At 68.4% G+C, this 26814-nt stretch carries 20 protein-coding genes and 1 pseudogene; 12 read left to right on the top strand and 9 right to left on the bottom strand.

The window, feature by feature from the left end:
- Positions 1 to 421 precede the first annotated feature (421 nt).
- The 3 genes from OHA91_RS39770 to OHA91_RS00150 all read left to right on the top strand — a co-directional run bounded on the left by OHA91_RS39770 (position 422) and on the right by OHA91_RS00150 (position 8483).
- A complete protein-coding gene (locus tag OHA91_RS39770) occupies positions 422 to 1090 on the top strand; it encodes a diiron oxygenase (protein WP_078959468.1) in 669 nt (222 codons plus the stop codon).
- Positions 1091 to 1740: 650 nt separating this feature from the next.
- Positions 1741 to 7974: a DNRLRE domain-containing protein gene (locus tag OHA91_RS00155; protein WP_328738230.1), complete on the top strand. Its 6234-nt coding sequence runs from the start codon at positions 1741 to 1743 to the stop codon at positions 7972 to 7974.
- Positions 7975 to 7979: 5 nt separating this feature from the next.
- Complete coding sequence (locus OHA91_RS00150) at positions 7980 to 8483, top strand: hypothetical protein (RefSeq protein WP_328738229.1); 504 nt, start codon at positions 7980 to 7982, stop codon at positions 8481 to 8483.
- 176 nt (positions 8484 to 8659) lie between these two features.
- Here the strand turns inward: OHA91_RS00150 and OHA91_RS00145 are convergent, their stop codons facing one another.
- Together OHA91_RS00145 and OHA91_RS00140 are read right to left on the bottom strand one after the other, a co-directional pair.
- The gene (locus OHA91_RS00145; RefSeq protein WP_328738228.1) at positions 8660 to 9037 is read right to left on the bottom strand and encodes a hypothetical protein; all 378 of its coding nucleotides are present in this window, start codon (positions 9035 to 9037) and stop codon (positions 8660 to 8662) included.
- A complete protein-coding gene (locus OHA91_RS00140) occupies positions 9034 to 9903 on the bottom strand; it encodes an IS5 family transposase (protein WP_328738227.1) in 870 nt (289 codons plus the stop codon). Before OHA91_RS00140 ends, OHA91_RS00145 begins: the two co-directional genes overlap by 4 nt.
- A 487-nt stretch (positions 9904 to 10390) precedes the next feature.
- On the opposite strand from OHA91_RS00140, the gene OHA91_RS00135 reads away from it, so the two are divergent.
- The 4 genes from OHA91_RS00135 (at position 10391) to OHA91_RS00120 (ending at position 16005) form a co-directional block, all read left to right on the top strand.
- Positions 10391 to 11815, top strand: a complete 1425-nt coding sequence (locus OHA91_RS00135; protein WP_328738226.1) for a DUF6177 family protein — start codon at positions 10391 to 10393, stop codon at positions 11813 to 11815.
- A gap of 241 nt (positions 11816 to 12056) precedes the next feature.
- On the top strand, positions 12057 to 12497 hold the full coding sequence (locus OHA91_RS00130; protein ID WP_031155492.1) for a DUF6507 family protein: 441 nt from the start codon (positions 12057 to 12059) through the stop codon (positions 12495 to 12497).
- Positions 12494 to 15040: a hypothetical protein gene (locus OHA91_RS00125; RefSeq protein WP_328738225.1), complete on the top strand. Its 2547-nt coding sequence runs from the start codon at positions 12494 to 12496 to the stop codon at positions 15038 to 15040. The genes OHA91_RS00130 and OHA91_RS00125 overlap by 4 nt, the downstream gene beginning before the upstream one ends.
- Positions 15037 to 16005: a hypothetical protein gene (locus OHA91_RS00120; protein WP_328738224.1), complete on the top strand. Its 969-nt coding sequence runs from the start codon at positions 15037 to 15039 to the stop codon at positions 16003 to 16005. The genes OHA91_RS00125 and OHA91_RS00120 overlap by 4 nt, the downstream gene beginning before the upstream one ends.
- A 632-nt stretch (positions 16006 to 16637) precedes the next feature.
- Here OHA91_RS00120 and OHA91_RS39765 read toward each other — a convergent pair.
- Together OHA91_RS39765 and OHA91_RS00115 are read right to left on the bottom strand one after the other, a co-directional pair.
- Positions 16638 to 16766: pseudogene (locus OHA91_RS39765) on the bottom strand (hypothetical protein); the annotation flags it as partial.
- A gap of 158 nt (positions 16767 to 16924) precedes the next feature.
- Positions 16925 to 17176 (bottom strand): ISL3 family transposase, encoded by a 252-nt coding sequence (locus OHA91_RS00115; RefSeq protein WP_031155486.1) that lies wholly within the window; start codon positions 17174 to 17176, stop codon positions 16925 to 16927.
- A gap of 6 nt (positions 17177 to 17182) precedes the next feature.
- Between OHA91_RS00115 and OHA91_RS00110 the strand changes: the two genes are divergently transcribed.
- From OHA91_RS00110 to OHA91_RS00100, 3 genes are all read left to right on the top strand, one after another.
- Entirely contained in the window at positions 17183 to 17383 is a 201-nt protein-coding gene (locus OHA91_RS00110) for a hypothetical protein (protein ID WP_031155483.1), read from the top strand.
- 316 nt (positions 17384 to 17699) lie between these two features.
- Entirely contained in the window at positions 17700 to 18446 is a 747-nt protein-coding gene (locus OHA91_RS00105; protein ID WP_328738223.1) for a hypothetical protein, read from the top strand.
- 253 nt (positions 18447 to 18699) lie between these two features.
- Positions 18700 to 19521: an IS5 family transposase gene (locus OHA91_RS00100; protein WP_328738222.1), complete on the top strand. Its 822-nt coding sequence runs from the start codon at positions 18700 to 18702 to the stop codon at positions 19519 to 19521.
- A gap of 94 nt (positions 19522 to 19615) precedes the next feature.
- Here OHA91_RS00100 and OHA91_RS00095 read toward each other — a convergent pair whose 3' ends face one another.
- The 3 genes from OHA91_RS00095 to OHA91_RS00085 are packed head-to-tail and all read right to left on the bottom strand — an operon-like array spanning position 19616 to position 20379.
- Positions 19616 to 19792, bottom strand: coding sequence for a hypothetical protein (locus OHA91_RS00095; protein WP_328738221.1), 177 nt, complete (start codon positions 19790 to 19792; stop codon positions 19616 to 19618).
- 16 nt (positions 19793 to 19808) lie between these two features.
- A complete protein-coding gene (locus tag OHA91_RS00090; protein ID WP_328738220.1) occupies positions 19809 to 20021 on the bottom strand; it encodes a hypothetical protein in 213 nt (70 codons plus the stop codon).
- Positions 20022 to 20034: 13 nt separating this feature from the next.
- Positions 20035 to 20379, bottom strand: coding sequence for a hypothetical protein (locus OHA91_RS00085; protein WP_328738219.1), 345 nt, complete (start codon positions 20377 to 20379; stop codon positions 20035 to 20037).
- A gap of 288 nt (positions 20380 to 20667) precedes the next feature.
- Between OHA91_RS00085 and OHA91_RS00080 the strand changes: the two genes are divergently transcribed.
- Both OHA91_RS00080 and OHA91_RS00075 read left to right on the top strand, forming a co-directional pair.
- On the top strand, positions 20668 to 20868 hold the full coding sequence (locus tag OHA91_RS00080) for a hypothetical protein (protein WP_328741221.1): 201 nt from the start codon (positions 20668 to 20670) through the stop codon (positions 20866 to 20868).
- A gap of 10 nt (positions 20869 to 20878) precedes the next feature.
- Entirely contained in the window at positions 20879 to 21550 is a 672-nt protein-coding gene (locus OHA91_RS00075) for a hypothetical protein (protein WP_328738218.1), read from the top strand.
- A gap of 789 nt (positions 21551 to 22339) precedes the next feature.
- Here the strand turns inward: OHA91_RS00075 and OHA91_RS00070 are convergent.
- Both OHA91_RS00070 and OHA91_RS00065 read right to left on the bottom strand, forming a co-directional pair.
- Positions 22340 to 23344 carry a hypothetical protein gene (locus tag OHA91_RS00070; RefSeq protein ID WP_328738217.1) on the bottom strand — a complete coding sequence of 335 codons (1005 nt, stop codon included), beginning with the start codon at positions 23342 to 23344 and terminating at the stop codon, positions 22340 to 22342.
- Positions 23345 to 23473: 129 nt separating this feature from the next.
- Complete coding sequence (locus OHA91_RS00065) at positions 23474 to 26473, bottom strand: DNRLRE domain-containing protein (protein ID WP_328738216.1); 3000 nt, start codon at positions 26471 to 26473, stop codon at positions 23474 to 23476.
- Positions 26474 to 26814: the final 341 nt, after the last annotated feature.

Below are 26814 nucleotides of genomic sequence, written 5' to 3'. Positions count from 1 at the left end.
GGTCGCCCTTGGGGGTGGGCACCCGAGCGTGTCCGGCACCGCCCCCGTACGAACGACCACGCCCGAGTATGCGTGCTGGATGCCCGGGTGGGGTTTCGTTCAGACGTCGCTTCTTATGGCCGTCTGACACCTGAAGTCATTGCCCGCCGTTCAGCGTCCGTGGGAGCGCCTGGCGTTGCCGTCCGAGCAGATCTCATCAGGAGGCGTACGCGGTGTTGACGTTGGACGAGGCGGTTGTTCAGCTTGACGACAGGTCCTCGGCGAAACGCCGTGCGGCTGCGAAACGACTGCGCAGACTCGCTGCCACGACGGCCGGCCCGTCGCTGCTGGGCGCCCTCCAGCGCGAGGTTCGCGACCTGCGGACGTGGGAAGTTCCGCGGGGCGGGCAGCCGCTGGCCGGAGAGGCGCCCGCCACTCCGGTATGTTCAGCCAGCTTCTGGACGGTCTCGGCTGCCCCGACTATCGCCCCTCAGCAACCCTTCACCGTGCAGCCGTATGTTTCCTCCCCTCCCGGGACGACCTCAGGTTCGCCACGCCGCTGATCTTCGAAGAAGTCCTCGACCGCTTCCAGCGCGAGGCAGCCCGCGACGAGCGGGTCCACCCGCTTGTCCGCCAGGTGTGCCGGATCCACGTCGCCGACGAGGCCCGGCACATCAGTTTCGCGCGCTCCGCCCTACGGGACTCCGTCAGACACATGCCGTCCGCACGCCTAGCCGTGCAGCGGCAACGGATGGGTATCCGCGCAGTGGCAGTCACCAAGCTACTGGTCAACTCGCGCGTCTATCGCGACATGGGCCTGGATCCACGTGTTGCCCGCAGCGAAACACGTGCCAATGCACACTTCCGGGAAACGCTGCGGTGGAGCGGAGCCAAGGTCGTTCCATTCCTGCTCCCGTCGAGACGTGCGGAACATCGTCCGTGCCAGTGCCACGGACGGTCACCAGCACCCCGAACAAGACGGTGGTGTCGAGCACAACATCATCGACGCCGGATCTTTCAACTCCATCCCACCCCTCGGCATTCAGAAGGTCGTCGCCAGGCCCCGGGGAGAAGAAGGACACCGGCCAGATCACCCTCGCCCCCAGGATGACTCTCCGGATGGTCCGGCGCTCGGCTCCCCGACCCCGTCCCATGATGATTTTGAAGCGGCCGGGGCGGAGGTGTATCCGGAGATCGGGCCGGACTGCACCCTGATCGGGAGTCGAGAGCGAGGAAGCGTCGCAGCGTCGCCCGCGGCGTGGCGGAACGGACGATGCTGCCGGTCAGGCTCGCGGACACGGGAAATCAGCCTCGCTTGCGTGGACGGATATGGGCCTCGGGCCGAGCGCGGGCCCCCAGAACCTGCTGCCTCGCCGGTGTCGCCCGGCCCTGGCGGAGTCAATTGCCTGGGAGTCAAGAGGCTGGCTCGGGTGGGCCGTTCGGCGCACCGAAGGTCTTACCAGACAGTAACTTTGAGTGGGTTAGGTGTGACTCGGCCGAACGGGCGCCTCGTGACCGAAATGAGATGCCATTCCGCTCACGGGAAAGAATCACTTTGTTCATTTGGTGACGATTTTAGACCTTGTAGGGACGGCTACTTTCAAGGCAGTGATCATTTGCGATGTGCAGGTGGTCGAATCGTCATCCCCTGGGGGGATCTTGCGTTACCGAAGAAGAGCGGACGGGCCTGCGGGGCGCGTCCGGTCGCCGTTCAGGGCACCGGCCGGGCTGGGTGCCACGGCCGCCGCGCTGGCTGTCGTGATGACCGTGTCGACGATCTACGGAGCCGAGGCCGCCATAGCCGCCCCCGCCCCCGGCGCCGACAAGGCGAAGCAGGCCCCGCAGACCGCGCAGTCCGCGGCGGACATACCGTCCGCCCGGGTGGCCGCGCGTCTGTACAAGCACCGCGTGGAGGCGCTCTCGGAGCGCTCCGAGACGTCCACGACGTATGTCAACCAGGACGGGTCGCTGACCACCGAGATCGCGGCCGGCCCGATCCGGTTCAAGGACCCCGCCACGGGCCAGTGGCGCGACGTCGATGTGAACCTCGCGGCCGGGCCCGACGGTTCGGTCGCCTCCAAGGCCCACCCGCAGGGCCTGCGCCTGTCCGGGAAGACCGCCTCGAAGGTGCCCTTCCTGAAGTCGGCCCCGCCGGCCGGGGACACGACGGCGGCCGCGGACCTGGTGACACTGGGCACCGGCGACGAGGCGATCACGCTCCAGTGGCGCGGCGGCCTGCCGGCCCCGAAGCTGGACGGCACGAAGGCCACGTACGAAGGCGCCGTGCCGGGTGCGGACCTGATCGTCGAGGCGACCCGTACCGGCTTCGAGCAGTTCGTCGAACTGAAGGCGAAGCCCGAGGCGGGCTTCGGCTACACGCTGCCCCTGAAGACCATGGGCCTGAAGGTCGAGCAGCAGCCCGACGGCAGCGTGCTCTTCACCGACAAGAAGTCGCAGAAGACCGCGACCATGCCGGCCCCGGTCATGTGGGACGCGACCGTCGACGCCGCCTCCGGCGAGCACACCCGGCGGGCGAAGGTCGGCATGAAGGTCGTCAAGACCAAGGACGGCGTCGACCTGGTCATCACCCCCGACGCGGCCTTCCTCGCGGACCCCGCGACGAAGTACCCTGTCACCGTCGACCCCTCGACGTCCTCGCTGGGCAACCTCTTCGATACCTACGTCCAGCAGGGCGAGACCGTCGACTGGTCCAACGACACCGAGCTGGACCTCGGCAACCCCGGTACCAAGAACGGTGACGGAACCTGGCGCACGGCGCGTTCCTTCATCACCTGGAACACCGCTCCGGTCGCCGACGCGCTGATCTCGGACGCGAAACTGTCGCTGTGGAACTTCCACTCCGGCAACACGGATTGCACTGCTCAGCCCTGGGAAGTGTGGACCGCCAACAACGCCTCCACCGCCTCCCGCTGGACCAATCAGCCGGCGATGGTCACCAAGATGGCCACCTCCACCGAGACCAAGGGCAACCCGGGCTGCGCCACCCAGCCCGACGGCTGGATCAACGCCGACGTCACCAGCCTGGTCCAGCACTGGTCCAACAACAAGTGGGCGGTCTCGGGCATGGGCCTGCGGGCCACGGACGAGAACAACATCAAGCAGTGGAAGCGGGTGAACTCCTCCAACGCCGCCTCCAATGTCCCTAAGCTGACCGTCACCTACAACTACCGGCCGCGGACGGGCACCAAGCAGGAGGCCGGCCCGCCGTTCTTCTCCTACGGCGGCGCCTACACCGTCAACACCCTGACCCCGACCCTGCGCGACACCTTCGTCGACGCCAATGGCGACCAGGTCAACGGCACCTTCCAGATCTTCGACTCGGCCACCAACACCCAGGTCGGCAACGTCATCGTGTCGCCCTTCGTCGCTTCCGGCGAGGCTGCCTCGGTCACCGTTCCGGCAGGTGTGCTGACCAACGGCAAGACATACAAGTTCCGCTCCAACCCGTACGACGGAACCCACTACAACCTTGGCTGGTCGGCCTGGAAGACGTTCACCGTCGACACCACCGCCCCCTCCGCCCCCACCGGGCTGACCTCGACGGACTACCCGTCCAACGCCTGGGTCAAGAGCGCCGGGCAGGCAGGGAACTTCACCGTCTCCCCGCCCGCCGGCACGGATCACCAGTGGCTCGAATGGTCCCTGGACGCCGCCGAGTGGACGCGCGTGCCCACCGACGGTGCCGCCGGCACCCGGACGTTGTCCGTCACCCCGCCGTCGAACGGAACCCACACCCTCCATGTGCGCACCGTCGACAAGGCCGACAACGAGTCGGAGGCCGTCGAGTACGAGTTCCACGCCGGGCCGGGCGGCTTCGTCCAGCCTGAGGACGGCGAGCGTACGGCCCGACGGCTTCCCCTGACCGCCGAAGCGGACGGCGCCGCCTTCAACGCGGCGTCCTTCTCCTGGCGCCGCTCCGAGGCCGACCCCTGGGTCCAGATTCCGCCGGGGCACGTCACCAACGGCGGCACGCCGCTGACGGCCTGGCCCGTGTCCATGACCTCGGGGCGCACTCCCGCACTGGTCTGGAATACCACCGACACGGTCGACCCGGACGGCAGCGTCCAGATCAAGGCCGACTTCACCGGCCCGGCGAGCGCCACCGGCGCCACCCAGCCCCTCGCCGTAGTCGTCGACCGCAACGCGAGCGGCGCCGCCACCAGTCCGGTCGGTCCGGGCACGCTCAACCTGCTGACCGGCGACTACGAGGTGTCGGCCACCGACGTGTCCGCCTTCGGCATGTCCGTCTCCCGCACCACGTCCTCGCGCGACCCTCACAAGGGCATCAAGCAGGAGGGCCAGGCCGCGATCTTCGGCCAGGAGTGGGCCTCCGGCACGGCGGCCGAGCTCGTCCAGTCCGACTACTCGCACGTCGCGCGGGTCTCGGACACGGCCGTGGACGTCGTGACCACCTCGGGTGACGCGCTGCACTTCACCGCCAACGCGGCACGCACCGGCTGGGTCTCCGAGCCCGGCGCCGGCAGCATAACCCTGACCGGTAGCCTCAGCGGCTCGTTCACGCTGACCGACGACGGCGGCACGGTCACCGAGTTCACCCGTGGCGACCCGGCGATGACCACCTGGCAGGTCTCCAGCACCCTGGTCAGCGGAGTCGAGAACTCGACCACCACCGTGGTCTCGGAAACGGTCACCGTCGACACCAAGAAGCTGGCCCGCCCCAAGCGGGTCATCGCTCCGACCTCAGCCGTGACCACGTCGGTCTGCGCCACCACCCCGCAGACCAAGGGATGCCGCTCGCTGGAGTTCGTCTACGCGACTGCCACCACCGCCACCGGATACAGCACCTCCGCCGACTTCGGCGACTTCGCTGGCCAGGTGAAGGAGATCCGGCTGTGGTCCACGGAGCCCGGGGCCGCGAATGCCACCTCGAAGGCGGTCTCCACCTACCGCTACGACGCCGGCGGCAACCTCCGCCAGCAGTGGGACCCCAACCTGGCGCAGAGTACCCAGGCGCAGTACGCGTACAACGCCGCGGACCGCATCGACTGGCTGCAGACCAAGTCCGAACTGCCCTGGTCATTCACGTACGGCCAGGCGGGATCCTCGCCCACGGCCGGTGACGGCATGCTACTCAAGGCCTCCCGGGCCGGTCTGAAGCCGGGCACGGCGGGCGAGGAGCAGGGCACCTCGGCCACCAGCGTGGTCTACGGCGTCCCGCTCACCGGCGGCGCGGCCCCGTACCCGATGGGCACGGCCGACGTGAAGGCCTGGGGGCAGACCAGCGCGCCCACCGACGCGACCGCCTTGTTCCCCGCCGACGCAGTCCCCTCGTCCCACTCCGGTTCGGCACTCGCCGCCTCGGCCTACACGCGGGCGTCGGTCACCTACCTGGGCGCCTCCGGTCGGCCTGTCAACAGCGCGTCACCCGGCGGTCACATCACCACCACCGAGTACGACCGGTATGGAAACACCGTCCGCGAGCTCTCGGCCGCCAACCGGGCCCTGGCGCTGGGCACGAGCCCCGCGGACCAGGCCGCACAGGCGAACCTGGGCATCGGCCAGCTCACCAGCGCGGAGCGCGCCCACCAGCTGAGCACCGCGACCACGTTCGACGCGGCCGGAGTGCGGGAACTCGGCAAGCTCGGCCCGCTGCGGCGTGTAGACCTGACCGCCGACCTGAAGAACGGTGAGACCCTGCTGGTTCCGACCGGCACCTCGGTCACCGCCCGTGACCGGTCCATCCTCGAATACGACGCCGGACGGCCCACCAACGGCACCGCCAGGGTCAAGGACCAGGTCACCAAGGCCACCGTCGGCGCCCAGGTCCGCGAGCACCCGACAGTACTCGGTGAGCCCCGCGCGACCGAGACCGTGTATGACTGGCTCAGGGGCCTGCCGATCCGGACCGTCAGGGACCCTGGTGGCCTGGCCATCACGGAGACGACCGAGTACGACGCCAAGAACCGGGTCTCCAAGCAGCTCCTCCACGGATCGAACGGCAGCGACGCCTCGACCCGCGTCACCACGTACTGGTCGGCGACCGGCACCGGCACCTGCCAGGGCCGCCCCGAGTGGGCCGACCTGGTCTGCACGGTCGGTCCGGCCGGCGACATCACCGGAGGCGGGTCGAACCCGACCAAGCTTGCGACCATCACCACCGAGTACAACTGGTGGGGCAGCCCGGCCAAGCGGATCGAGACAGTGAACGGGTCCACGCGGACCACCACCACCGAGTTCGACGCGGCCGGCCGGACGACCAAGGTCACCACGACCGGCGGCACCGGCACGGCAGCTCCGGAGTCCACCACCGAGTACGACGCGGTGACCGGCCGGGCCGTCAAAAACACCTCGCCCACCGGTGGGACCATCGTCAAGCAGTTCGACAAGCTTGGCCGGACGATCTCCTACACCGATGCCGACGGCGGTGTCACCACCACCGAGTACGACCTGCTCGACCGTCCGACCAAGATCACGGACAATGTGCCGTCGACCGTCACCTTCACCTACGACCACGCCGCCGAACCCCGGGGCCTTCCGACGAAGACCACCGACTCGGTCGCCGGCGAGTTCCGGCCGTCGTTCGACGCCGCAGGCGCCGTCCGCAGCGAAAAGCTGCCCGGCGGGTACACGCTCAACATCAGCACGGACCCGGGCGGTGACGCCACGAAGCGCAGCTACGTGCGCGACAGCGACTCGGCCGTCGTCTACAGCGACACCGTGAACGAATCCGTCCACGGCCAGATCACCACACACTCCGGTATCTCCGACCAGCGGTTCCGCTACGACACGGCTGGCCGCCTGGCCTCCGTCGAGGACACTGCGGACACCGTCTGCACCCGGCGCACCTACGCCTTTGACGGCCGTTCGAACCGCACAGGCCTGACCACGGCCGCCGGCACCCCGGGCGCCGACTGCCCGGCCACCGGCGGAACCACCACCACCCACACCTACGACAGCGCCGACCGGCTCGTCGACAGCGGCTACGCCTACGACGAGTTCGGGCGCACCACCACCGTCCCGGGGCACGGGACCGTCGCTTACTACAACAGCGACCGCACCCGCCAGCAGACCCTGTCCAACCAGCGGCAGACCTGGGGCCTCGACGCGGCCCAGCGCTACCGAGGGTGGACGAAGGAGTCGTACAACGGCTCGGTGTGGACCCAGACCGCGTCCCGGGTCAACCACTACAGTGACGACACGGACAACCCGCGCTGGATCGTCGAGGACACCGCCACCGGTGCGGTGACCCGCAACGTCGCCTCCGCCGGCGGCCTGACCACCACCAGCAAGACGGGGGACGTCGTCCTGCACCTGACGACGATCCAGGGATCCGTCGCCATGCAGCTCCCGCTGACCGCCGGCCAGCCGCCCCTGGTGCTGGACACCGACGAGTACGGCAAGCCCCGCGCGGGACAGGCCTCGGCCCGCTACGGCTGGCTCGGCGGTCACCAGCGCTCCAGCGAGACGCCCAGCGGTCTGACCCTGATGGGCGCCCGCCTCTACAACCCGTCCACCGGCCGCTTCCTTTCCGCGGACCCGGTCTACGGCGGCAGCGCGAACGCGTACGAGTACGCCAACGCCGACCCCGTCAACCAGCAGGACCTGGACGGCCGGATCTCCAAGTCCTGGCGCAAGAAGATCATCGAGGCCAACGCCTGCAGGTCGCTCGGATGGCGCGGCTGCGCCTTGGCCTCGGCCATCTCGGGCATGCTGCTCGCAACCTTCCGCAAGGGCCGGGTCAACAACGCGATCCGGCACTTCATGTGGCAGACCAGCCTGACCTTCTTCTTCGGCGCGCGAGCGGCCAAGCGGCTGGGAGACGCTCACGAGTGGGGCGAAAGCGGTGACGACACCAAGATCGACCAGCACAACAACAGCGTCGCCCGGAGCTTCGCCGTGCGGAACTGGTGGAGCATGCTGCGGTGGTACTACGCAGGCACCTTCTGGTGGAACCTCTACTACTATGCGCTCGTATACATCGACAGGCGCATCCTGAAGACGAGTTGGTCGTAAACCCAATGAACACGACACAGTCCCCGCGTCGCGGGATGTATCTGGGCCTGGCCGCCACCCTCATCCTCGCCTTGCTGGCAGGGTCGCTGTACGTGCTCTTCTACGGGTCGGAAGGCTCGTGCGAGGAGACGAGGGCGGTCGAACGCATGGCCCAGGTCTCGGCCGCGGCGCCCGCCGCCCCGACCGGTGCCACGCCCGTGGCGGAACGGACCAATGTGGAGTGCATGGACGACAGCGGCGACCCCTGGGTCGCCGCGGACAGCGGCTACACCCACGGCCTGGACGCCCAGTCACTGGCCGCCCACTACTGGGACACCGCAGGCAAGGAAGGATGGAAGGCGGTCGGCACCCGGGCCCAGGCCCCAGACCGGCTCCGGAGCGGCTTTGGTATGTGCTTCCAGAAGGAGGTGGCCGGTCAGCCGGCGCTGCTCCGGGTGGGGGCCGACGGGCCGAAGGAGTACGTGGTGACCGTGGAGTCCGCTCTGGACGGATCCACGATCGCCTGCTGAACCGCTGACAGCGCACCGAGGCGCCTGGCGGGCCGACGCCCGCCAGGCGCCTCTTTCGTGACCCTGCCCCGAATCCACCGCGATGCCCACGGGCGTCGTCGGCGACGGCAACGCGGAAGAGGGGGCAGACGGGGTTGCCAGCTGTCCGATGTCCGCTGCGGTGTTTGCAGTCTGCGTTAGCGTGTCGCGGCAACCGAGTCAATGGTGCCGTGCCAGGTTTTGCGGTAGCCCTCGCGGAGAGGGCCGCCGACGAGGTCGAGCACCTTTGACGCTGCGCTGATCAGCGCTGTGGGCTCGCCTGAGCCGCACAAGTGGTGGTGTCCTTCGAGAAGGGCGGCTCCGCGCTCTGGGTCGGCTTCCAACAGGCGGCGGGGGAACCACTTTCCGCCGCCGATCCACGCGTGATGGTGGTCGCAGAGCAGATCGGCGGCGGCGCTGACCGCGTACCCGGCCACGGCCAGACGCTCGACGGGGTCCCTCGCGTCAGCGAGGTCGTCCAGCGCATCCGTCAGACCGTAGCGTTTCTTAGAGGTCGTTTTCGCCTGATGTTTCATCCAGGAATCGGGTGTTCTGGGGACTTCTTCGGGTCGCGCCAGGAGATGGTGTTCTCGCTGGTGAGGCGGCGGGCCATGAGGTCGGTCATGGCGATGTGGATCACGGCTTCGGAGCGGGTGGGCAGGGTTTCGTAGTCGCGGGCAAGGCGTCGGTGGAGCATGAGCCAGCCGTAGGTCCGCTCGACCGCCCACCGTTTGGGTATGGGGGTGAAGCCCCTGTTCCCGGGCTTGCGGGTGGTGATTTCCATGTCGATGCCGAGGGTGGCGGCATGCTCAACGAGGCGCTGGCGGTAACCGCCGTCGACCCACACCTTGCGGATGCCGGGGTGTTCGACGGCGATCTGGTCGAGCAGTGAGGTGCCGGCGACGAAGTCCTGCACGCTGGCCGCGGTGACCAGCACGGCGAGGAGGAGTCCGAGTGTGTCGGTGACGATGCTCCGCTTCCTGCCGACGATCTTCTTGCCGGCGTCGATTCCCTGGCCGGCAGCGGGGACGCTGGTGGAGGTCTTGATGCTCTGGGCGTCGATCACACAGGCCGTTGGCTCTGCGTCCCGGCCCTCCTTCTCTCGCAGCAACTGCCGGAGCAGGCCGTTGAGCCGGGCAAATACACCCTCGTCGGCCCACTTGGCGAAGTAGCCGTAGACGGTGTTCCAGTGCGGGAAGTCGTGCGGGAGGTAGCGCCACTGGACCCCGGTGCGGTCGACATACAAGATCGCGTCCATGATGTCGCGCAGGTCGTGTTCGGGCGGCCGGCCGAAGTCCAGGGCCCGGCCGCGGCGCTCGAAAGGCCACGCGGCCAGCACAGGCTCGATCAACTCCCAGCGGGCATCGGACAGATCACTCGGATACGCACGTCGCTTCGCCATACCTTCGACGTACCGCCGCAGACCGAGTGCGCCCAGGCGCACAGCAGCGACCACGGAAGCACGCAGGCCGCCAAGAGCGGACTTCCTGGGATGAGACAGGAACAAGACCCACTCCGTCCCACCCGTCACCCCACACGACCCACAGCCATCAAGTACACCTCTGGCCACTACCGCACCGCGATCACACGCCCTGAAATCGCCCGAAAGCCAGGCACTAAAGATGAAAACGACCTCTTAGAGGCTGTTTGTCTTTCCGATCTTGAAAGATGTCCGCGTGGGGCTGGCCGCAGTGGAATGTCGGCTATTCCGAGGGTGAGGACGTCCGCGCCGCGTCCGTGGCGAGCCGCCTCTCCCGACGGCTCTCCGTGCTGGGCATCGTCTGGCTCGGTTAGATGTGCACGCGCCCGAGGGGCAGACTTACCGCCTGAACCACACGGTGTATGAGACCGAGTGCCGAAACCGCCAGACCTAAGGACCGTACGACCACATGACCACGGACGTCATAGCCCTCTCCCCGCGGATGCCGGACGCCTGGAGCGTGCTGGCTGGGCTTCTATCCGGCGGACCCGACAAGCTCGTGGACACCACCTGTGAGGGCGCCGTCGTGCAGCTCTGCGATGCCCAGGGCCGGCCGCTCGTGGCAGTCGAGGCGCCGATGCTCATACAAGTCCCGGGCGAGGCAGCCCGGTTGTTTGGGGCCGTGGAACCGCCGGTGCCGTTCTGGTGGACCGAGGCCCGCGCTACCACCGGCGTCGCGGAGGCGGAACGGCTGGCAGGTACATTCGCGGCCCGGGTTGCTGCGCTGACCGGCGGCATGGCCTGGCCGCCGGAAGCCGCGCTCTCTGTGGCAGTGGTCCCATCCGAAGGCGTGGGCATAGCTCCTGCGCCAGCCGCCGCGCAACCCGCCGTGGACGTCCTGACTGACAAGGTTGCCGTGGTGATCACGGACCGGTCGGTCGTCGCGATGACGGCCTGGCTCTCGGATGCCTTCCGGGCTGCCGCAGCCTCGGAGCGCGGACTCCAGATCGTCAGCCCGGCGAGCAGCACTCTCACCCCGGCCGTGCGTGACGCCCTGCCCGGCGTGCCATCGCGCTGGGTTGTCAGGGACGCGCGGGACGGGTACTACGACGGCCGTACGGGCGCGGTGCTGCGCTGGCAGGAGGGCATGTTCGCGCCGGTCGTGCAGCCGGACCCGGACGGGGGCGGGGGCGAAATGCACACCCCGGTGGCGGCCTCGTTCCAGGAGTTCGATGACACGGGCGAGCACCAACTCGCCATTTCGTTCCGGACGATCCACCCCGCCGACGATCGGCTGGTTCTCGGGGGCGCCCTGGAGGCGGTCTGGCGCGAGCTCACCGGCGGAGCGCCGGCCGGCTGGTCCACCGCCGAACCGGCCAATCTGCCCTGGTCCCCCGAAAGACTGACCGAGGTCGCCCACGCCCGGTCGCCCGAGCCGAGCTGGTTCGCAGTCGTGGGAGCCCCGTCGCGGCCGGGACTCGCCGGGGTTCGGGTGACCCGTACGAAGGCGGGTGTGGAGGAGGACGTCACGCTGGCCTTCGGCTACGGGGCCCACGAGGAAGTGCCGTTGGACGTGCTGCCGCGGCTGGCGGAGGCGCTCGCCACCCGCCACCACCTGTGCTCCATGCTCGTACAGCTCCGCAAAGCACGCCGTGATCTGGCGGTACCGGCCCGTTTCGAGGGCCCCGGTGTGCCGTTGGCGTTCGTCCTGGGATCCGAGGAGGTTCGGGCGATGCCGGACGACCGCGCACGGCGAACGCCGCTGTCAGTGCAGCCGGTCATGCTGGGGCCGAAGGCGCGCCCGGCACTCTACTACCCCTTCCCGGGGGACCCTTCGGACCTTTCGGCGTGGAGCGATTTCGAGCGGTTGGTGCGCCACCTGAAGGGTGAGTGACGGCCCTGCGGGTTTGTCAGGCTTATGTCACAGCTCGTCGGCTGCTGGTTGCATTAGTTATGTAGATTGATAGAAACGATCATACTTGCGATCGTTCGAGTGTCGGGGAGGGTGATGTCGTCGTGGGGCGCAGTGTCCGGTGAGCCTGATGCCGGCCCCGCGGCGGACGAGCGCCGCGCCGGGGAACTGGGTTGGAAGTGCGCCTCGTAAGGGGTGAGCATGTCGGAGCTTCGGGGGAGCCATGACGTCGTGGGACATCAAGCCGCAAGGTGTGCAGAGTCAGCTCAAGCTCACCGGTGAGCGGGCAGGTGATGTGGAGCACGCACTGAACAAGCTGATGTCGGACATGGCGGAGGCCGCGTACGCGGCGGGTACGGCGATTCCGGGTTCGGCGGCCAAGGTGCCGTCAGCCGCCATGCAGGGGCCGGTGGCGACCGGGCAGGTGCCCTTGTCGCATCGGGGCAGCACTGGACCGGTGGGCGCCGCGCTCAGTCAGTACCTGGAGAAGCGGCAGACGGACCTCAAGTCCGTCGCGGAGCGCATCCAGGCCGCGATCCTGGGCGCGGGCAAGGCGACGAACGAGTACATCCAAGGTGACCTGGAGGCCGCCAAGCAGGCCCAGGACGCTGCGAAGAGCGTGCGCCTGGATCAGCTGAAGGACGCTGCGGGAGGCGCGAAGTGAGCAACGCGCCGGTCGACGCCGCCAATGTGCCCGTATTTACGGGTCAGCTGTCGGTGTTGGACGAGAAGGTGAAGGCGTTGTCGGCGGACGGGGGCGCATTGGCGAACGCCGGCTCGTCGGTCCATACGACGTTCGGCGGGATGTCGGCGTACTACCAGGCTCCCGAGGCCGAGCAGCTGTTCGCGGTGACAAAGCCGGTCGTGGACATCACGCTGTCGTTCAGCAGCGACATGTGCACCATTGCGGGGGCCCTGGGCGCCTACGCGCAGGAGATCCGGCCTCTGGTGAAGAAGCTGGAGGAACTGAAGGCGGAGGCGGCGTCGTTCCAGTCGAAGGTCTCCCGCGACGAGGACTGGATAGAGGACGAGGATCTCATCGACGAGAACCTCGCCCGCCGGAACGAGATCGCAGAGGTGTGGGCGCAGTTCCAGACGGCGGAGCGGCATGCGCACGACAAGATCGTGGCATTGGTGTGCGGCGCGCCGCTGAAGGTGAACGACGGCTCCAACGGTGAGGGCATGTACGGCTACGACGCCGAGGCTCTCAAACAGTCGAAGTCCTTGCCGTGGGGTGACGCGGTGGAGGAGTCCGTTCCGGCGTGGCAGGTGTGGGAGCACCTCTACGACTTCGGCAAGGGCGTCTTCGTGGACGGCGTGTGGGGCACGATCAAGGGCCTGGGGACGCTGGTCGGGTTCGACGGCTGGGATGCGGCGGGCCAGGCGTGGACGGGGCTGGGGAAGCTCGCGACGGGGGTGGTCATCACCGCGACGCCGGCGGCGGCCGTGTTCTGGCTCGCAGACGACAAGGACCTGCCGCCGTGGATCCGTGATTCACGGACGGCGATGAAGGAAACCGGCAAGGCGCTCCTGGCGTGGGACCAGTGGGGTTCCAACCCTTCCCGCGCGGCGGGAGCGGTCACGTTCAACGTGGTGACGACGGTGTTCACCGGCGGCACCGGTGGCGCAGCAGCGGGTGCGGGTAAGGCGGGCCTTGCGGCGAAGACGCTGTCGCTGGCGGGCAAGGCAGGTCGAGCGATCGATCCGATGACGTACGTGTTCAAGGGCGCCGGAGCCGGTGTCTCGAAGATCGGTGACGTGATGGCCGGTCTGAAAGACATGGGGAAGGTCGAAGTCCCCAAGATCGACGAAGGGGCGTTCAGCCTGCCCGACGGCGCCGTGGAACTGCCTGACGGAACGATTCAGCTTCCCAAGGGCACCCCGACACCCGAGGGGGCCATGAAGGTCTCCGACGACATCATCAAGCTCCCCGAGGGCACTGCCTCCCTGCCCCCGGGCACGGTCAAGTGGCCCTTCGATGGCCCCGCGAAGTACGCCGACGAGGCGGGCAACCTCTACAAGGAAGACGGCAGCCTCTACCAGAAGGCCGGCGAAGCCACGCCCGAGCTGTCCCCGAAGATCGACACCGGCGCGAAGACCCCCAGGACGGAGGTCCCGGTCCGCCGGGAGACCCCGGTCCTGGCGGGAGTCGGCGGCCGCAGCGACGACGTCGTCCGCGTCGGCAGCGACATCTCCGACCCGGTCCGCACGGTGGACAACGGCGCCCACGGCCTCGACAACACCCCCACGGGCCGCGCGGGCGACCACACCCCGGGCGGCCACAACCCGGACGGCATGCCGCGCAACAGCGCGGACAACCACTCCCCGGGTACGGGAGGCCACCCGGAGCCCCCGTCCACGGCGGGCCACGCGGACGGCCCGGGCGGCGGCCACGGCGACGGCAACCACGAGCCCCCGCCCACAGGCGGTGGCCATGGTGACACCCTTTCGGGCGGCGGCCACGGCGACGGTCCGGGCACCGGTGGGCTCGCTGGTCCTGATGGACCGAACGGTCCTGCCGCTTGGGAGCGGCCCGAGAACGGAACCGGCCCGCTCCAGCGGGGCAGCGAACTGGAACAGCAGGTTCGGGACCAGATACGCGCCGTCAAGGTCAAGCATCCGGACATCGAACCGGTCCTGAAGACCTTGTCGGAGTCCCCCTTCGGCAAGGAGATGGCCGACACCATCGCCTCGGGCCGCTTCACGGACGCCGATGGCTTCAAGACCGTGGTGTCCAACCTCGTCCGGCCTTCCGAGATCCCGGGCAGCCTCGAGGCGATGCGTCTGGGTAACCGACTGCATGACAGTGGTGTCACCGATGTCTCCTTCGAGGTCAAGCAGGGCGGGAACGAGATCAGGCCCGGTGTCTTCACAGGCGAAAAGACCGATCTCGATGTGATGGCCAGGGACGCGGACGGCCGGGTTCACGGCTGGCAGTTCAAGGACATGACAGGACCGGAGTCGTCGCCCATCGCGGGGAAGTCGGTCCAGCGCATCTTCAAGAGCATCCATCAGCTCCTGGACTCGAACGCGGACGTGCAGACCTTCGTGATCGACTCCAAGATTCCGAGGGGCGAGATGGAGACGCAACTCGCCCGTCTTCAGGAGAAGTACGACACCAAGGGTGTGCAGTTCGTCATTCGCACGCCGGACGGAGTCATATTCGTCCCCCGGGACGGTAAGTTCATGCCGGAGGTGGCACCGTGATCGCCAGTACGCCGGTCGCCCGATGGACGTGGGGCGACTTCATCGAGGATGTGGACCCGCTGGTCCGGTGCCTCGGAGACCTGATGGCGGCTCGGTCCGTGCTGGCCTCGTACGGGCTCGCGCTCGGCGAGCCGACCTTCCGTCTCTCCATCTCCGAGGCCGGCACACCGGCTGGCACGCTGTTCCAGAGCGAACTCACCGCTGCCGGATCCGCTGAGGAACTGGCTGGCGCGATCAGGTCTGCCATGCGCCCCGGTCGCATCGGATCGGTGGATGCCCGGTGCACCGTGGCCGGCTCGCTGTCCACCGGTGCGCAGGAGATCCGGACGGAAGGCATCTTCGACCTGACCGTCTTCGTGGACCCCAGCTTCGCCACAGTGGATCTGGTCACATACTCCGATGCCTGGATGCAGTACGACCTCCGAGGCCGTGCCCAGTCCGCCGTCTACGAGGCGAACGCGCCTCGCTTGGCGTCCGTGCTCGCGGAGCTCACCGAAGTGCTGGGATCCGACCTGGACCCCGAGGACCCCACCTACTTCGGCACGCCGACGGAGACGGGCGTCGTTCCCCACGTCGACCAGGACGGAACTCCGTCCGACTCCTGGTCCCGGTACGAGATCCCCCGGCGGTACGACGTCTTCACCCACGCCCCCGGCTTCGGGCACATTGGATACCGACGCTCGGTGCCGGGCGAGGTCCGGTACGTGCCGGTGACCGACGACCGCGGGGTGCTCGGATATCTCTGGGCCTCTGAGACCGAGCCCGCGGCGAGCTTCGAGCCCCTCGATCTCGACGACGACGAGAGGTACCGGACGGCGCTCACGTGGCTGGACCGCCTGCGCTCTGCCTCCGATCGGGGGCTGTCACCGTGCCAGGCCCTCACGGAGCTGACGGGACGAGCGCTGGGCGACACCGAGGGGCCCGTGGGCCTGGCGGAGCTGCGTGCACGGGCGGAAGACGTCTGACCGTTTCCGCCCCCCACACCGCTGTGGACCATCAAAGCGGTGCGTCTGTCCCCGCGGCCAAGGACGTCGCGGCCGGGGAGGACCGTTCCCGTGTCGTGGTCTTCCTCGCCCGCCGCGGCGGACACGGGTTGTTCGTGGGTACGGACAGGCCGGCAGGGGTGTCGGTGTCCCGAGTCCGAGGCGGGTGCGTTCCTCGCGGGCGAGGGCTGCTCGGTGTCCGCGGCGAACACGACCGCGGCCGAAGCCGAGACCGCGTTGCGTGCGCTGCGGGGGTGGGCGGCCCGGACGGCCGTCCCCGACGACAAGGCCTCGCTGCACGAGATTTCGACGGGCTGGAGGAGATGCAGGTGGCCCTCCGCCACGCCTGCCGGCTGCCGGACCCCGCCGACGAGGCCTTTAAGGAGGCCCGCATCGCTCTGGGGGTGCCCCTGCAGCCGGTCTCCTACGCGCAGTGATCCAGAGGAGCAGGACCCGCTCGCGCGGCCGGCGCTCCCCGGCGCCGGTCGGAGGCCGTGGGTTCGAATCCCACCACGTTGCCCTTGGCCGGAGCGCGGTGACTTCACCGTGCTCCGGCACAGCGGGGTGAGCGGTTCGAGTGCTAGGAGGATCTGTCGCACTTCCTGGCGCCACTGGTTGGCGTCAGCGCTGTCCACCCAGCCGGTTGTCAGTTCTGATCCGTCCTGGAGAACCCGGTCCAGTGCGAGTTTCGCCGACGCGCGAAGGGAGGCTGGCAGTTTGGGCAGCGGTTCTGGGGCCGTCATCGGGGTCGATCACGATGGGGCTGTCTGGGAGGGTGCTGGCGACGAGGGCGTCGGCGGCGAGGTCGCTGTCGAACGGGCCGGTTCCCCACGTTCCCACGCATGGCTTCTGATACGGCTGTCTTGGACGAAGGCGTGGTTCCAGGAGCCACTGACATCGGTCACGGGGCGAGGAGGACCCGCTTGCGGAGCAGTGTGAAGCCGGCGCGTCCGAACATCTGGCGCTTGAGCATCTTGATCCAGTTGACGTGCCCTTCGACAACGCCGGAGCTCCGGGGCAGGGTCAGGTCGGCGATGACGGCGTCGCGGTCTCGGTCGATGCCGGCCGCGAGAGTGTGGGGGCTGGGAAGATCGTCCCGGTGGACGGCTTCGAGCCACTGCGGGAGTCGTTCCCCCTGCCGCTCGGTGAGCACCCGCCGATGAGCGCGCAGCCCGACCACGCCCTCATCACGCAGTACGCCTCCGCGCCCGGGGTGCCGGCCGAAATCTTCGCCCGGCTGCGCGCCGACCGGCGCGCGGATACCTGGGTGCCGGCCTTCCCGACCAGTGACTCCTCCTGCGAACGCTTCCCGCTGTCGGTGCCTCGCGATTGTTGCCAAGATCCCGCAGACATGTCTTAGAAGCCGTTGTCGTACCGATCTTGGTGAGCATGGGTTCGAATGCGGCGGCTCGGTCGGGCGATCTTCGGTCTGTCCGTGCATGAAGAAAGAGCCTCTGGTGCAGCTCGGGGTTGTCGAGACCTTGAGCACACCAGGAGGCCCTACCGACGGCATCCCGGCACCTCCACCGCAGAGACGACACAACACCTCGTCTCTGCCGCCGAAACACCGACCCTATACCTGACCAGCGCAAACGCACCCGTCACTCTCGGAAGGACAGCGGCTTCTAACCGGCCCGCACGGGAATCGTGTCAGAAGTCTGGTCTAGGTTTGGCCTGTGAACCACAGCAGCTCCAAGGCCGGGGCGCCCCGCGAGCCTGACTTGCCGCCGTACCAGGTAGTCCTAGCGGAGACTGATTGGGGTTCGCTCCAGACGGCTTTCGGGAACGGTGAGTGCCTTCCCAAAATCCTGGCACGGTTGCTGGAGCCTGATCCCAAGGTGCAGGTCACCGCTTTGTCGGAACTGAGTGAGCTGGTCGGCCACCAGAACAGCATCTACGAAGCCACAGCCCCCGTCGCCATGTATGTCGCCGGCATCCTCACCCACCCGGCGGCCATGACCCTCCGGCCTTATCGCAACGTCCCCATCCGCGCGACATGGTTGAACTGGTTGGTTTCCACGGCCTACGACGCCTCCGACGAGATTGTCGACCGCACCGAGCAGTACTTCCCTGGCTTCCTCACCCACGACACCACGCTGGCGGCCTTCCGGGAGCTGCGCCCGATGCTGTATCGAGCCATCGAGCCCTTCCTGCAGGACAGTCACGAGGACGTGCGCGAAGCCGCCGGCCTCGCCGCGCTCATCCTCGCCGAACACCCCGCGCTCGCCCAGCACCGCGATCACCTCGCCGTGCACGCGCGCCGCATCCTAGACACCAGCAGCGACGAGCCTAACCGGCGCGTTGCCTGGAAGGCCCTCGAAGCATGGGGCCACGACGTCACCGACATTGAACCTTTCCAGGAGGAGCCCTGGGGCTGCGGGCCACATAGCGATGGCCGCGGCGATCTCGAACCGCCCTTCTGACTGACAGGCGCACGGCCCGCAGGTGCGAACGGGGCCCGGATCGGGTGAGTTCGCGGTTGGCAGAGCATGAAGGAAGGGCCTCCTGAACAGCTCGTGGTTGTCGAAGCCCGAGCGCCAGGAGGCCCTGTTGTCGCAGTTGTACGTGGTCGTTCCGGTGGAGTCCAGCCTGTTCACCCCGGGGTGTGACTGTCTTGCTCACAGGTTCGGGAACGCGGCCGACAAACCAGGCCGCCGGCCTCGCTACACGTCGGACATGACGGACGCGGAGTGGGCCGTGGTGCGGACGATGCTGCCGGTCCCGGCATGGATGGACGGCCGGGGAGGCAGGCCGGAGAGCTACTGCCACCGGCAGATGGTCGACGCGGTGCGGTATCTGGTCGACAACGGGATCAAGTGGCGGGCGATGCCGGCGGACCTCCCGCCCTGGGACCGGGTCTACGCGTTCTTTCGACGCTGGCGCGACAACGCTCTGATCAGGGAGTTCCACGACCGGCTGAGGGAACGCGTCCGCGAGGCGGAGGGCCGGGACGCGGAGCCGACCGCGGGGATCGTGGACTCGCAGTCGGTGAAAGGGGACGCCGTGGTCGGCGCGGCCTCCCGCGGCTTCGACGGCGGCAAGTTGGTCAACGGACGCAAGCGGCACCTGGTCGTGGACTGCCTCAGCCTCGTCCTGGCGGTGCTGGTCACCCCAGCGTCGGTGACGGACCGCAACGCCGCCTGCGGGATGCTGCCCGCGCTGCGGGAATGCTTCCGCCGGCTCCGGCTGATCTGGGCGGACGGCGCCTACACCGGCGACGTCCTCACCGAAGCCGCCCACCGGCTCGGCCTGCGCCTGGACATCGTCCGACGCAGTGACGACAGCCGCGGGTTCACCGTCCTGCCCCGCAGATGGGTCGTCGAGCGGACCTTCGCCTGGCTGATGCGCAGCCGGCGGCTCGCCCGCGACTACGAACGGCGCTCCGACACCAGCGAGGCGTTCGTCCTGTGGTCGATGACCATGGTCATGAGCCGCCGCCTCGCCCGCCACGCCACCCGCCGCCAGCAGCAACGGCGGAATCTCGCTGCGGCAGCGTGAACATACCCGGCCGGCTCTCCGCCAGCCAGCCCCGCTCGACCAGCCGCTTGAGCCTGCCCCGCGCACCCTCCACCCGGGCCGGAACCGAAACGTCCTAGCCCAGGCCCACCGCCACTTGCCGCGCCGACAATCCGTCACCGCCCGCCTTTTCGAGCACGGCCATGATCCGTCGGTAGTCCGGGCCGAGAATGTCAACCTCGACCCCGTCCTTCCTGCGGGCCACCACCCGCCGAGCCCTGGCCGTCGACGGGGCCGCCGCGTCGTCCACCACCGGCTCACGAACAGGCTCAGGCTCGGACGGCCCTGAAGCCTCGGCGGGCTCGGCCTCCCAGTTGGGTCAGCGTCTCGAGATACTCCTCCAGGCCGATCACCCGGCGGATCAGCACCTCTTCCGCGTCGGCGAGAGCCGCCCGCACCCGCTCCAATTCGGCACGCAGTTCTTCCACTCGCGCCAGCGCGGCCCTCTCACGGCTCTCCATCACAGCCCGCATCGACGGCATCCGCCACCTCACGTCATCCACGACGAATCAGACGGCCCCAGCCTGCCTTGACATCGCGCACATCACACCTGACCTGCGGAAACACACACATCAGCTCCGGAAAAAGCAACGGCTTCTGAGAAACACCGGATGCCGGTTCGCTGATCAGGATGGGGGTGCTGTCGATACCCGGCAAGGAGGCCATCTGCACGGGGTTGCTCATGCCGGTGAAGGCGAGGCCGATCGGGTTCGGGCCGTCGGTGGCCGCCTTGAGCAGACAACGGCGTGCAGCGGACCGCATCGACCGCATGCCGCTGCCCGAGCACGCCCAGGCCGTCGCCCGCACCCTGCGCACCCCGTAGGAGGGGGATCCGGTCATGTCCGCATCCACGGCCACCCGGCGCGCGTACGGTGAGGTGACGACCCCGCCGCCGGGAGGACCAGCCATGAGCGCGCAGCCCGCCCCCGCACCTCCTTATGCAGGCATTGCGGCCTACCGTCACCCAAACCTTGCCGGGGTCCTCCTCTGCGCCGAGCACGGCCGGGACTGGGACGGAACGATTCCTATGACCTCCTCCGAGGTGCCCTTCGGCGGATTCTGCAGCTGGGCAACGGACGACGACATGACCGTATGCGGTCGTGCCCTCCACAAGGAGAAGTCCCGCCGATGAGCGCGCAGCCCGACCACGCCCCCATCACGCAGTACGCCCCCGCGCCCGGGGCGCCGGCCGAAATCTTCGCCCGGCTGCGCGTCGACCGGCGCGCGGATACCTGGGTGCAGGCCTTTCCGACCAGTGACTTCTCCTGCGAACGCTTCCCGCTGTCGGCGCCTTGCGATCGTTGCCGAGATCCCACAGACATGTTTTAGCCTGCCCCCCATGTCTACCCCTGTGCATGCACTGGCCCACTGCCCCGTGATCCCGGCCGCCGTGGCAGAGTTCCTCTCCCTGCCGCAGGAACTGACGGCTGCGGATGACTTCGACGCGCTCGACGCCGTTCTGCGCGCTCGGGGCTGGAGTTGGGAACATGAATGCCTGACGGACTCCTACCGCACGGGCTATGGGCATCCGTTGTGCACCGAGGGCGACACCCCTTTCGGGGACCCGACGGCGCGGCGATTCCTGGTGTTCGGACAGCTGTATCCCGTCGACCCGCACGACGACGACCTCGACAACATGCCCTGGCTGGGCGAACTAGTGGACGACTGGGGCAGGGCCCCGGGCTGGACGGTTCGCCGCCCGTCCACGGTGGAGGCGTGCACCGAGATACTCAACCAGACCGCGGACGCCGTCACCGCCCATCTCGGCGCCGCTCCGGAGCGGACGGTCACCAGCGACGCGGCCGTGGTGACGGGCCCGCCGATGCTTCACCGGATCTGGCGCACCGACACGCAGGCCGTGATCGTGGGGCCACACGCGGACAACGGTCCCTACGGCTACCTCACCCATCTGCAACTCGCTGCTTCTCCCCTCAGTCTGGCCCGCGAATTGCCCCCCGAGGGCGACACGGCGGGACTGGACCGCTGGATCGAGGCGCACATCGACTGGTGATATGAACTGCGCCTGGCGCCTGACGGTCTGATGGTGATCGATGGCTGCTGCCCAGGGCGCTGTATCGGTTCTGTCGTACGGGGACGGACTACCCGGCCTGTGCCGGTATGAGTGTGTGGGACAGGCCCGGGGCCCCGGCGACGGGAGGTAGTACGTCCGGGGCGGCCCGGCCGCCGCGCGCGCGGACTGGACCTGGGGGAGGGCGGGGTGCGCTGCGGGGCCCATGCGGTTGAGGCAGGCGACGGCATGGCGTGCGGTGGAGTCGTTGTCCTTCCAGGCGGCCAGCAGCGCCGGTACGACGGCGGGGGCTTCCTCGTCCCCGCTGATGTCCCAGAGCGCGGACGCCAGGCGCCCGGTCTGGTTCGCGGGCTCGACGCTCCGGGACCGCCGGCCACGTCGGCCGCCCGGCTGTGCCTATGCCCGCGACCGCGTGAAGCCTCGCCCGCGCGGCGCTCCTCACCGCGGCAAAAGGCTGGGCTGTGACTGTCACGGCACGAGATCCCGAGGCGTGATGGGCGGGCGTGGCGAGGCGTGCTGGAAGACCTCTTTTGCGCGCTTTCCACGAGTGGAGAACCGCCATGACACATCTGTTCCGTACTCAACGTCCCGTGGTGCTCGCCACGTCAGTGCATGCCGTATCCGGCCTTTCGGGCCCTGCCCGACTGATACCGGTCATGGCCGGCTACCGGGAGTTGGAGCGGTGCCTGCCAGGCCAGGAGGCGGCGCACGGGCGGCGGTGCAATACCAGCAGTTTCTTCGTTGCGGGGCCGAGGCCCGGACGAGGCGGTTTCAGCGGCGCAGCGCTTCCCTGAACGTCCCCCGGGCTGCCTTGGTGCGCACCGCCCGGTAGGCGAGCCCCTTCCAAGGCCAGTAGTTCCAGGGCAGGGCGTCTACGTGGCCGTCCACGGCGCGGAACTGTTTCACTGCCGCCCGGTAGCGGCCTTGTTTGACGAGGAAGTGGGCGAGTAGGTGGCGTACTTCAGGGAGCCGTGGGTGGTTGCCGGCGGCAGCGGCGTCAGCCAGAGCGGCGTCGACCAGGGCCCGCACCTTCGGGCTTCGGTATGCGTCGGCGGGCATCTCGTCATCGTGGTTCTCATACCACGCGACCAGGGGCAGAGCAGTCATCAGGCTGCCTTGAGGGGCCTGTGATGCGGCAGCATCGGCGAACTCGCGCGCCAGCTTTTTCGAGCCGTGCCACTTGGCGCACCAGTATTGCAAGGCGACGTAGTGAGCTTCGTAATGATGCGGTGCGCGCGCAACGATCTCGTCCCACAGGGCGCGCATCTCGCGGTTCGGGTACCCGAGGCCGAGTGCCGTTCCGATTTCAGCGATGAGAGGGGTGGGGTCCTGTGGGTTGAGCGACGCGGCATGGGCGATGTCGTCACGACAGCTCATCAAGACCTCGTGGAAGCCCTCGAAGCGCTTGCGGGAGGTGTAACGCGCCAACCGTGCACCGCGCAGCCTCCAGGCATACATGATGCGGGTCCGTGCGTGGATCAGCGCGGCGTCGGGGTCGCCGGGGTTGGCCGTCTGCCATGACCGGAGCCACGTGTCCCCCTTTCGGGCGGCAAGTTCCGCCAGCCGCTGGGTGTACAGAGCACGCCGCTCCCAGTCGTTTCCGGCGGCAGCCAGTAGCTGTGCTGCCGGTTCCCATCGGCCGCGGGAGGCCGCGGCAAGGGCACGTTTCAGCTCAGGGTCGGGGCCGGCCAGACGGCGGTTCTGCCGCTTGAAAGGCAGGAGAAAGAAGTACAGCCAGCCGATTCCCAACAGGGAGAGAACTGCAGCAGTTGACACGGGTGAGTACCAATTCCGGTGGAGAAGCGTGGGTGGTATCGGAGTGAGGAGATGGCTGTGCCCTGCCGCAAGTTGTCGCTCGGCAGGGCACAGCCGTGGTCATCAGTGGCTCCGCATGCGTGCGGTTGATCAGCCGATGGTGAGGAAGGTGTTCCAGCTGTCTTCGTCGACGCCGGAGGCGGGGCCGATGGCTCCGGCTCGGCCTTGGTAGAGCCACTGCTTGCCGCCGGCGTCGACGGCCCAGATGTCGGGTATGCCGTCGCCGGTGGCGTCTGCGGTGCCCAGGATCTTGGGGATGGCGGTCCGTCCCCAGCCGGTGGTGGCGTAGGTGTAGTCCTGGCCTCCTTCGGAGTCGACGGAGGCGGCGATGGACTGCAGGTCGACACCTCCGTTGGCGCCGGGCTTGCCCTTGCGCAGGAGGAGGCCGCGGTTGGCGTTGGCGTCGTCCCGGAAGAGGAGGTCTGGAACCTTGTCGCCGGTGACGTCACGAACGCCGATGAGATCGCGCGGTGCCCAGACCTTGTCGGCCAGCTTCTTGTACGAGGTGAAGCTGCCGCCGGTGTAGCCGGAGAAGATCCAGAATCCGCCTGCGGTGTCGACGGCGAACAGGTCTGCGAATCCGTCACCGTCGACGTCTTCGCTGACGACGATCTGCCGGAACGTGGCCGGGCTGGGTGCGCTTGCCGGCAGGAGAATTTCCATGCGGCGGTCGACGTCGAACTGGCCGGCGCTGTTGCCGAGGCCGGGGTAGATGTACAGCTTCCCGTCAGGCATGCGGGCGATGAGGTCGGTCAGCCCGTCGCCGGGGAACCAGTCCGTGGAGTGGCCGATGAGCGCGGGCTTGCCGTCCTGCGTCTTCCAGTAGCCGGCCACAGGGACGCTGTTCTGGACGGCGCTGAGCATGTAGTGGTCGGTGTCGCCGATCTGGTCGCCGGCGTAGGTGAGGAGGTTGCCGTCCCCGTCGACGGCGAGGAGGTCGGGATGCCCGTCACCGGTGACGTCGCCCGGCTTGTCCTGGCCCGGCCTGGGCTTGACGAGGAACTTGTACTGGGTGGGGTTGGAGATGTTGCCGAACTTGCTGACGGTGCGGACGTAGAGGACGTTCGGGCCGGCGGTGTCGACCTGGAGGGAAGCCTCGGCGTCACCCGCCGCATTGGGGGTGGCCTTCTGGTCGAAGAGCGGCCGATTCAGGCTCCACTGGTACTCGCGGATGTCCTCGGGCTTGGCGCCGTTGGCCTTGAAGTTGATCTTTTGCCCCGGGGTGCTTGCCGCGTTGACGCTCCACTCGGTGTAGTTGTCACCGTGTGGAGGGAACGCGGCGGAGCTGACGGCGGGGTTCGGCGGGATGGTGTGGCTGACGGTGAGGGTGCACCAGCCGCCGCCTCCGGAGTCGAGCGGCCCACTGCCGGGCGACCACCAGTTGTCAACATCCTTGGCCCGGGCGAGCCAGTAGTACTTCTGCCCGTCGGCGAAGGAGTTCATGGGTACGGTCGCGGTGACGACGCCTTCGCTGTTGACCGGCAGCGGCTGGTTGTAGACCTGTGCTCCGGTGCTGGCGTTCCACACCTCGATCTGGACCCGGTCGAGGTTCTGCTGCTGGGGCAGGTCGTCGCGGTCGACGCCCTTGACCTGGAAGGTCACGTCCGTTTTGCCGATACCGGTGCCGGCGCCGCTGGTCAGGCACGGGCCGCCGGGGAAGGTCTGCATGTTCGCCGCGAGCGGTACATCCGGCGGCGTGTGGTAGGTGACCTCGATGTACGGGGCGGTCTCGCCGTTGGCGATGAACTTCTTCCAGTAGTACGAGTCCGACTCGTTCGGGGCGGCGAAGCCGAGGGACAGCGCGCCCCAGCCGCTGTTGGCGGCGTGGGCGACGAGGCCCTTGATGTCGGGCGCGATCCAGTTGTCGGGGCAGGAGCTGTTGTAGCCGTAGCCCGCCATCTCGGTGGCGACCTTCCACGTCCACCAGCCGCTGGTGTTGTTCCAGGTGCTGGAGGAGGTGACGTACGGGGTGGAGTAGATGTCCATCTGCTTCTGGCTGCAGGACCACGAGTAGGTCTGCAGGGCGCGGACGACGGCCGAGTCGATGCCGACGCCGTGCAGCTGGCTGCCGAAGTCGAAGTTGAAGATGGAGCGGGAGGTGCCGCCGGTGGTGGACTCGTAGCCGACGCGGGCTTCGTTGGTGCCGCTCGCGTTGTAGTTCTGCCCGTTGTAGAAGCTCGAGTTGCCCGCCGTTTTGTAGAGCAGGCTCCAGGCGTGCTTGCGCCCCTTGAACGAGGGGTCGATGAATACCGGGTACGCCGTCTCCGCGGCATTCAGCATGGATGCGTCGGGGGTGACGGAGAGGGTGTTGTCGGCGAGGGTCGCTGTCGCGGGCTTCAGCCGTGCGCCTTCCGCACCGGCGAGGCCGGGCAGTGCGAGCGTCGGGTGCTGCTGCGCGGTTTTGGTCGGCTTCCAGGCCGGCTCGTTGTCGGTGGTGGTGACCTTGCCGCTGGAGTCCCACATCATCGGGGTCGGCGAACCGGCGATCTCCTCGCCCTCGCCGTCGCGGGCGCTGACCGCACTGGACTGGGCGTCCAGGTGGAAGGTGAGGTCGGGGGAGGCGAGGCGGTACTTCAGCTGTCCCAGGAGCGGATCGGCCGCCGCCTGCTTGTCCTTGACGACGAGCAGGTGCGAGTAGCCGCCGTCCTGTGCGGTCATCAGCAGGTCGATGCCTGGGCGGACGTTCTCGTAGAGGGCGCGAGGCCCGTCGATGACGGGCTGGGGGAGCGCGCCGGGCCAGCTGACGACCAGGTCGTGACCGCCGGTGTTCAGCCTGACCAGGTCGGTCCAGACTTCGGCGGGGGTGTCCTGTCGCAGGGAAACCCGGGTCACGGCGCGTGAGGCTCGTTCGCCGGTGCCTGCCTGGGAGCCGGCGCTGAAGACGACTCGGCCGTTGACTGCCTTGGCCGCGTACCCGTCTTTCACACGCTGCAGGGTGGTGTCGATCGGCTTCCACTGGCCGTCGACCTTGGCGCGGACGGCAGAGCTGAAGATCTGCTTGCGGAACGTGCCGTCAGGCCGGGCGAAGGTCGTGGTGTTCGCACTGCGCTCTGCGGTGGCTTCCACCTCCTTGCCGGTCTCCTGGGCCATACGCTTGGCTTCGTTCGCGGCGACGGGTATGTCCTTTTCCGGCCGGGAATCCGCCTTCCCGCTGCCGGTGACGTGGACGCCGACGGGTATTGCGACCGCTGCAGCCAGGAGAGCGGCGAGGCTGCCCAGGGCCCGACGGCGTCTGAACCAGGGACGGGCCGGCGCGTCAGCGCCTTCTTTCTCAGCCGCTGTTGGCGGTCTTTCGTCCACGGATTCACTGACAGACACAGCTGTACCTCTCCCCCCTCGGGCAGGCTTGCGCGGCCCTCGGCACTCACATGATTCCGGCCACCGGCATGACAGTCCGAAGGGATCCTGACCCCACTCGCCCGTCTCTCAGA

Origin of the sequence: Streptomyces erythrochromogenes (assembly GCF_036170895.1) — a bacterium.
GTDB lineage: Bacteria > Actinomycetota > Actinomycetes > Streptomycetales > Streptomycetaceae > Streptomyces > Streptomyces erythrochromogenes.
This window is presented reverse-complemented; position numbering and strand designations above follow the sequence as displayed.

Coding starts and splice junctions, on each gene's coding strand:
- OHA91_RS00155 (WP_328738230.1), top strand. CDS start 1,741: ATGACCGTGTCGACGATCTACGGAGCCGAGGCCGCCATAGCCGCCCCC.
- OHA91_RS00145 (WP_328738228.1), bottom strand. CDS start 9,037: ATGAAACATCAGGCGAAAACGACCTCTAAGAAACGCTACGGTCTGACG.
- OHA91_RS00085 (WP_328738219.1), bottom strand. CDS start 20,379: ATGACCGGATCCCCCTCCTACGGGGTGCGCAGGGTGCGGGCGACGGCC.
- OHA91_RS39770 (WP_078959468.1), top strand. CDS start 422: ATGTTCAGCCAGCTTCTGGACGGTCTCGGCTGCCCCGACTATCGCCCC.
- OHA91_RS00135 (WP_328738226.1), top strand. CDS start 10,391: ATGACCACGGACGTCATAGCCCTCTCCCCGCGGATGCCGGACGCCTGG.
- OHA91_RS00130 (WP_031155492.1), top strand. CDS start 12,057: ATGACGTCGTGGGACATCAAGCCGCAAGGTGTGCAGAGTCAGCTCAAG.
- OHA91_RS00110 (WP_031155483.1), top strand. CDS start 17,183: ATGAGCGCGCAGCCCGACCACGCCCTCATCACGCAGTACGCCTCCGCG.
- OHA91_RS00150 (WP_328738229.1), top strand. CDS start 7,980: ATGAACACGACACAGTCCCCGCGTCGCGGGATGTATCTGGGCCTGGCC.
- OHA91_RS00075 (WP_328738218.1), top strand. CDS start 20,879: ATGTCTACCCCTGTGCATGCACTGGCCCACTGCCCCGTGATCCCGGCC.
- OHA91_RS00065 (WP_328738216.1), bottom strand. CDS start 26,473: ATGGCCCAGGAGACCGGCAAGGAGGTGGAAGCCACCGCAGAGCGCAGT.
- OHA91_RS00100 (WP_328738222.1), top strand. CDS start 18,700: ATGACGGACGCGGAGTGGGCCGTGGTGCGGACGATGCTGCCGGTCCCG.
- OHA91_RS00090 (WP_328738220.1), bottom strand. CDS start 20,021: ATGCCGTCGATGCGGGCTGTGATGGAGAGCCGTGAGAGGGCCGCGCTG.
- OHA91_RS00140 (WP_328738227.1), bottom strand. CDS start 9,903: ATGGCGAAGCGACGTGCGTATCCGAGTGATCTGTCCGATGCCCGCTGG.
- OHA91_RS00080 (WP_328741221.1), top strand. CDS start 20,668: ATGAGCGCGCAGCCCGACCACGCCCCCATCACGCAGTACGCCCCCGCG.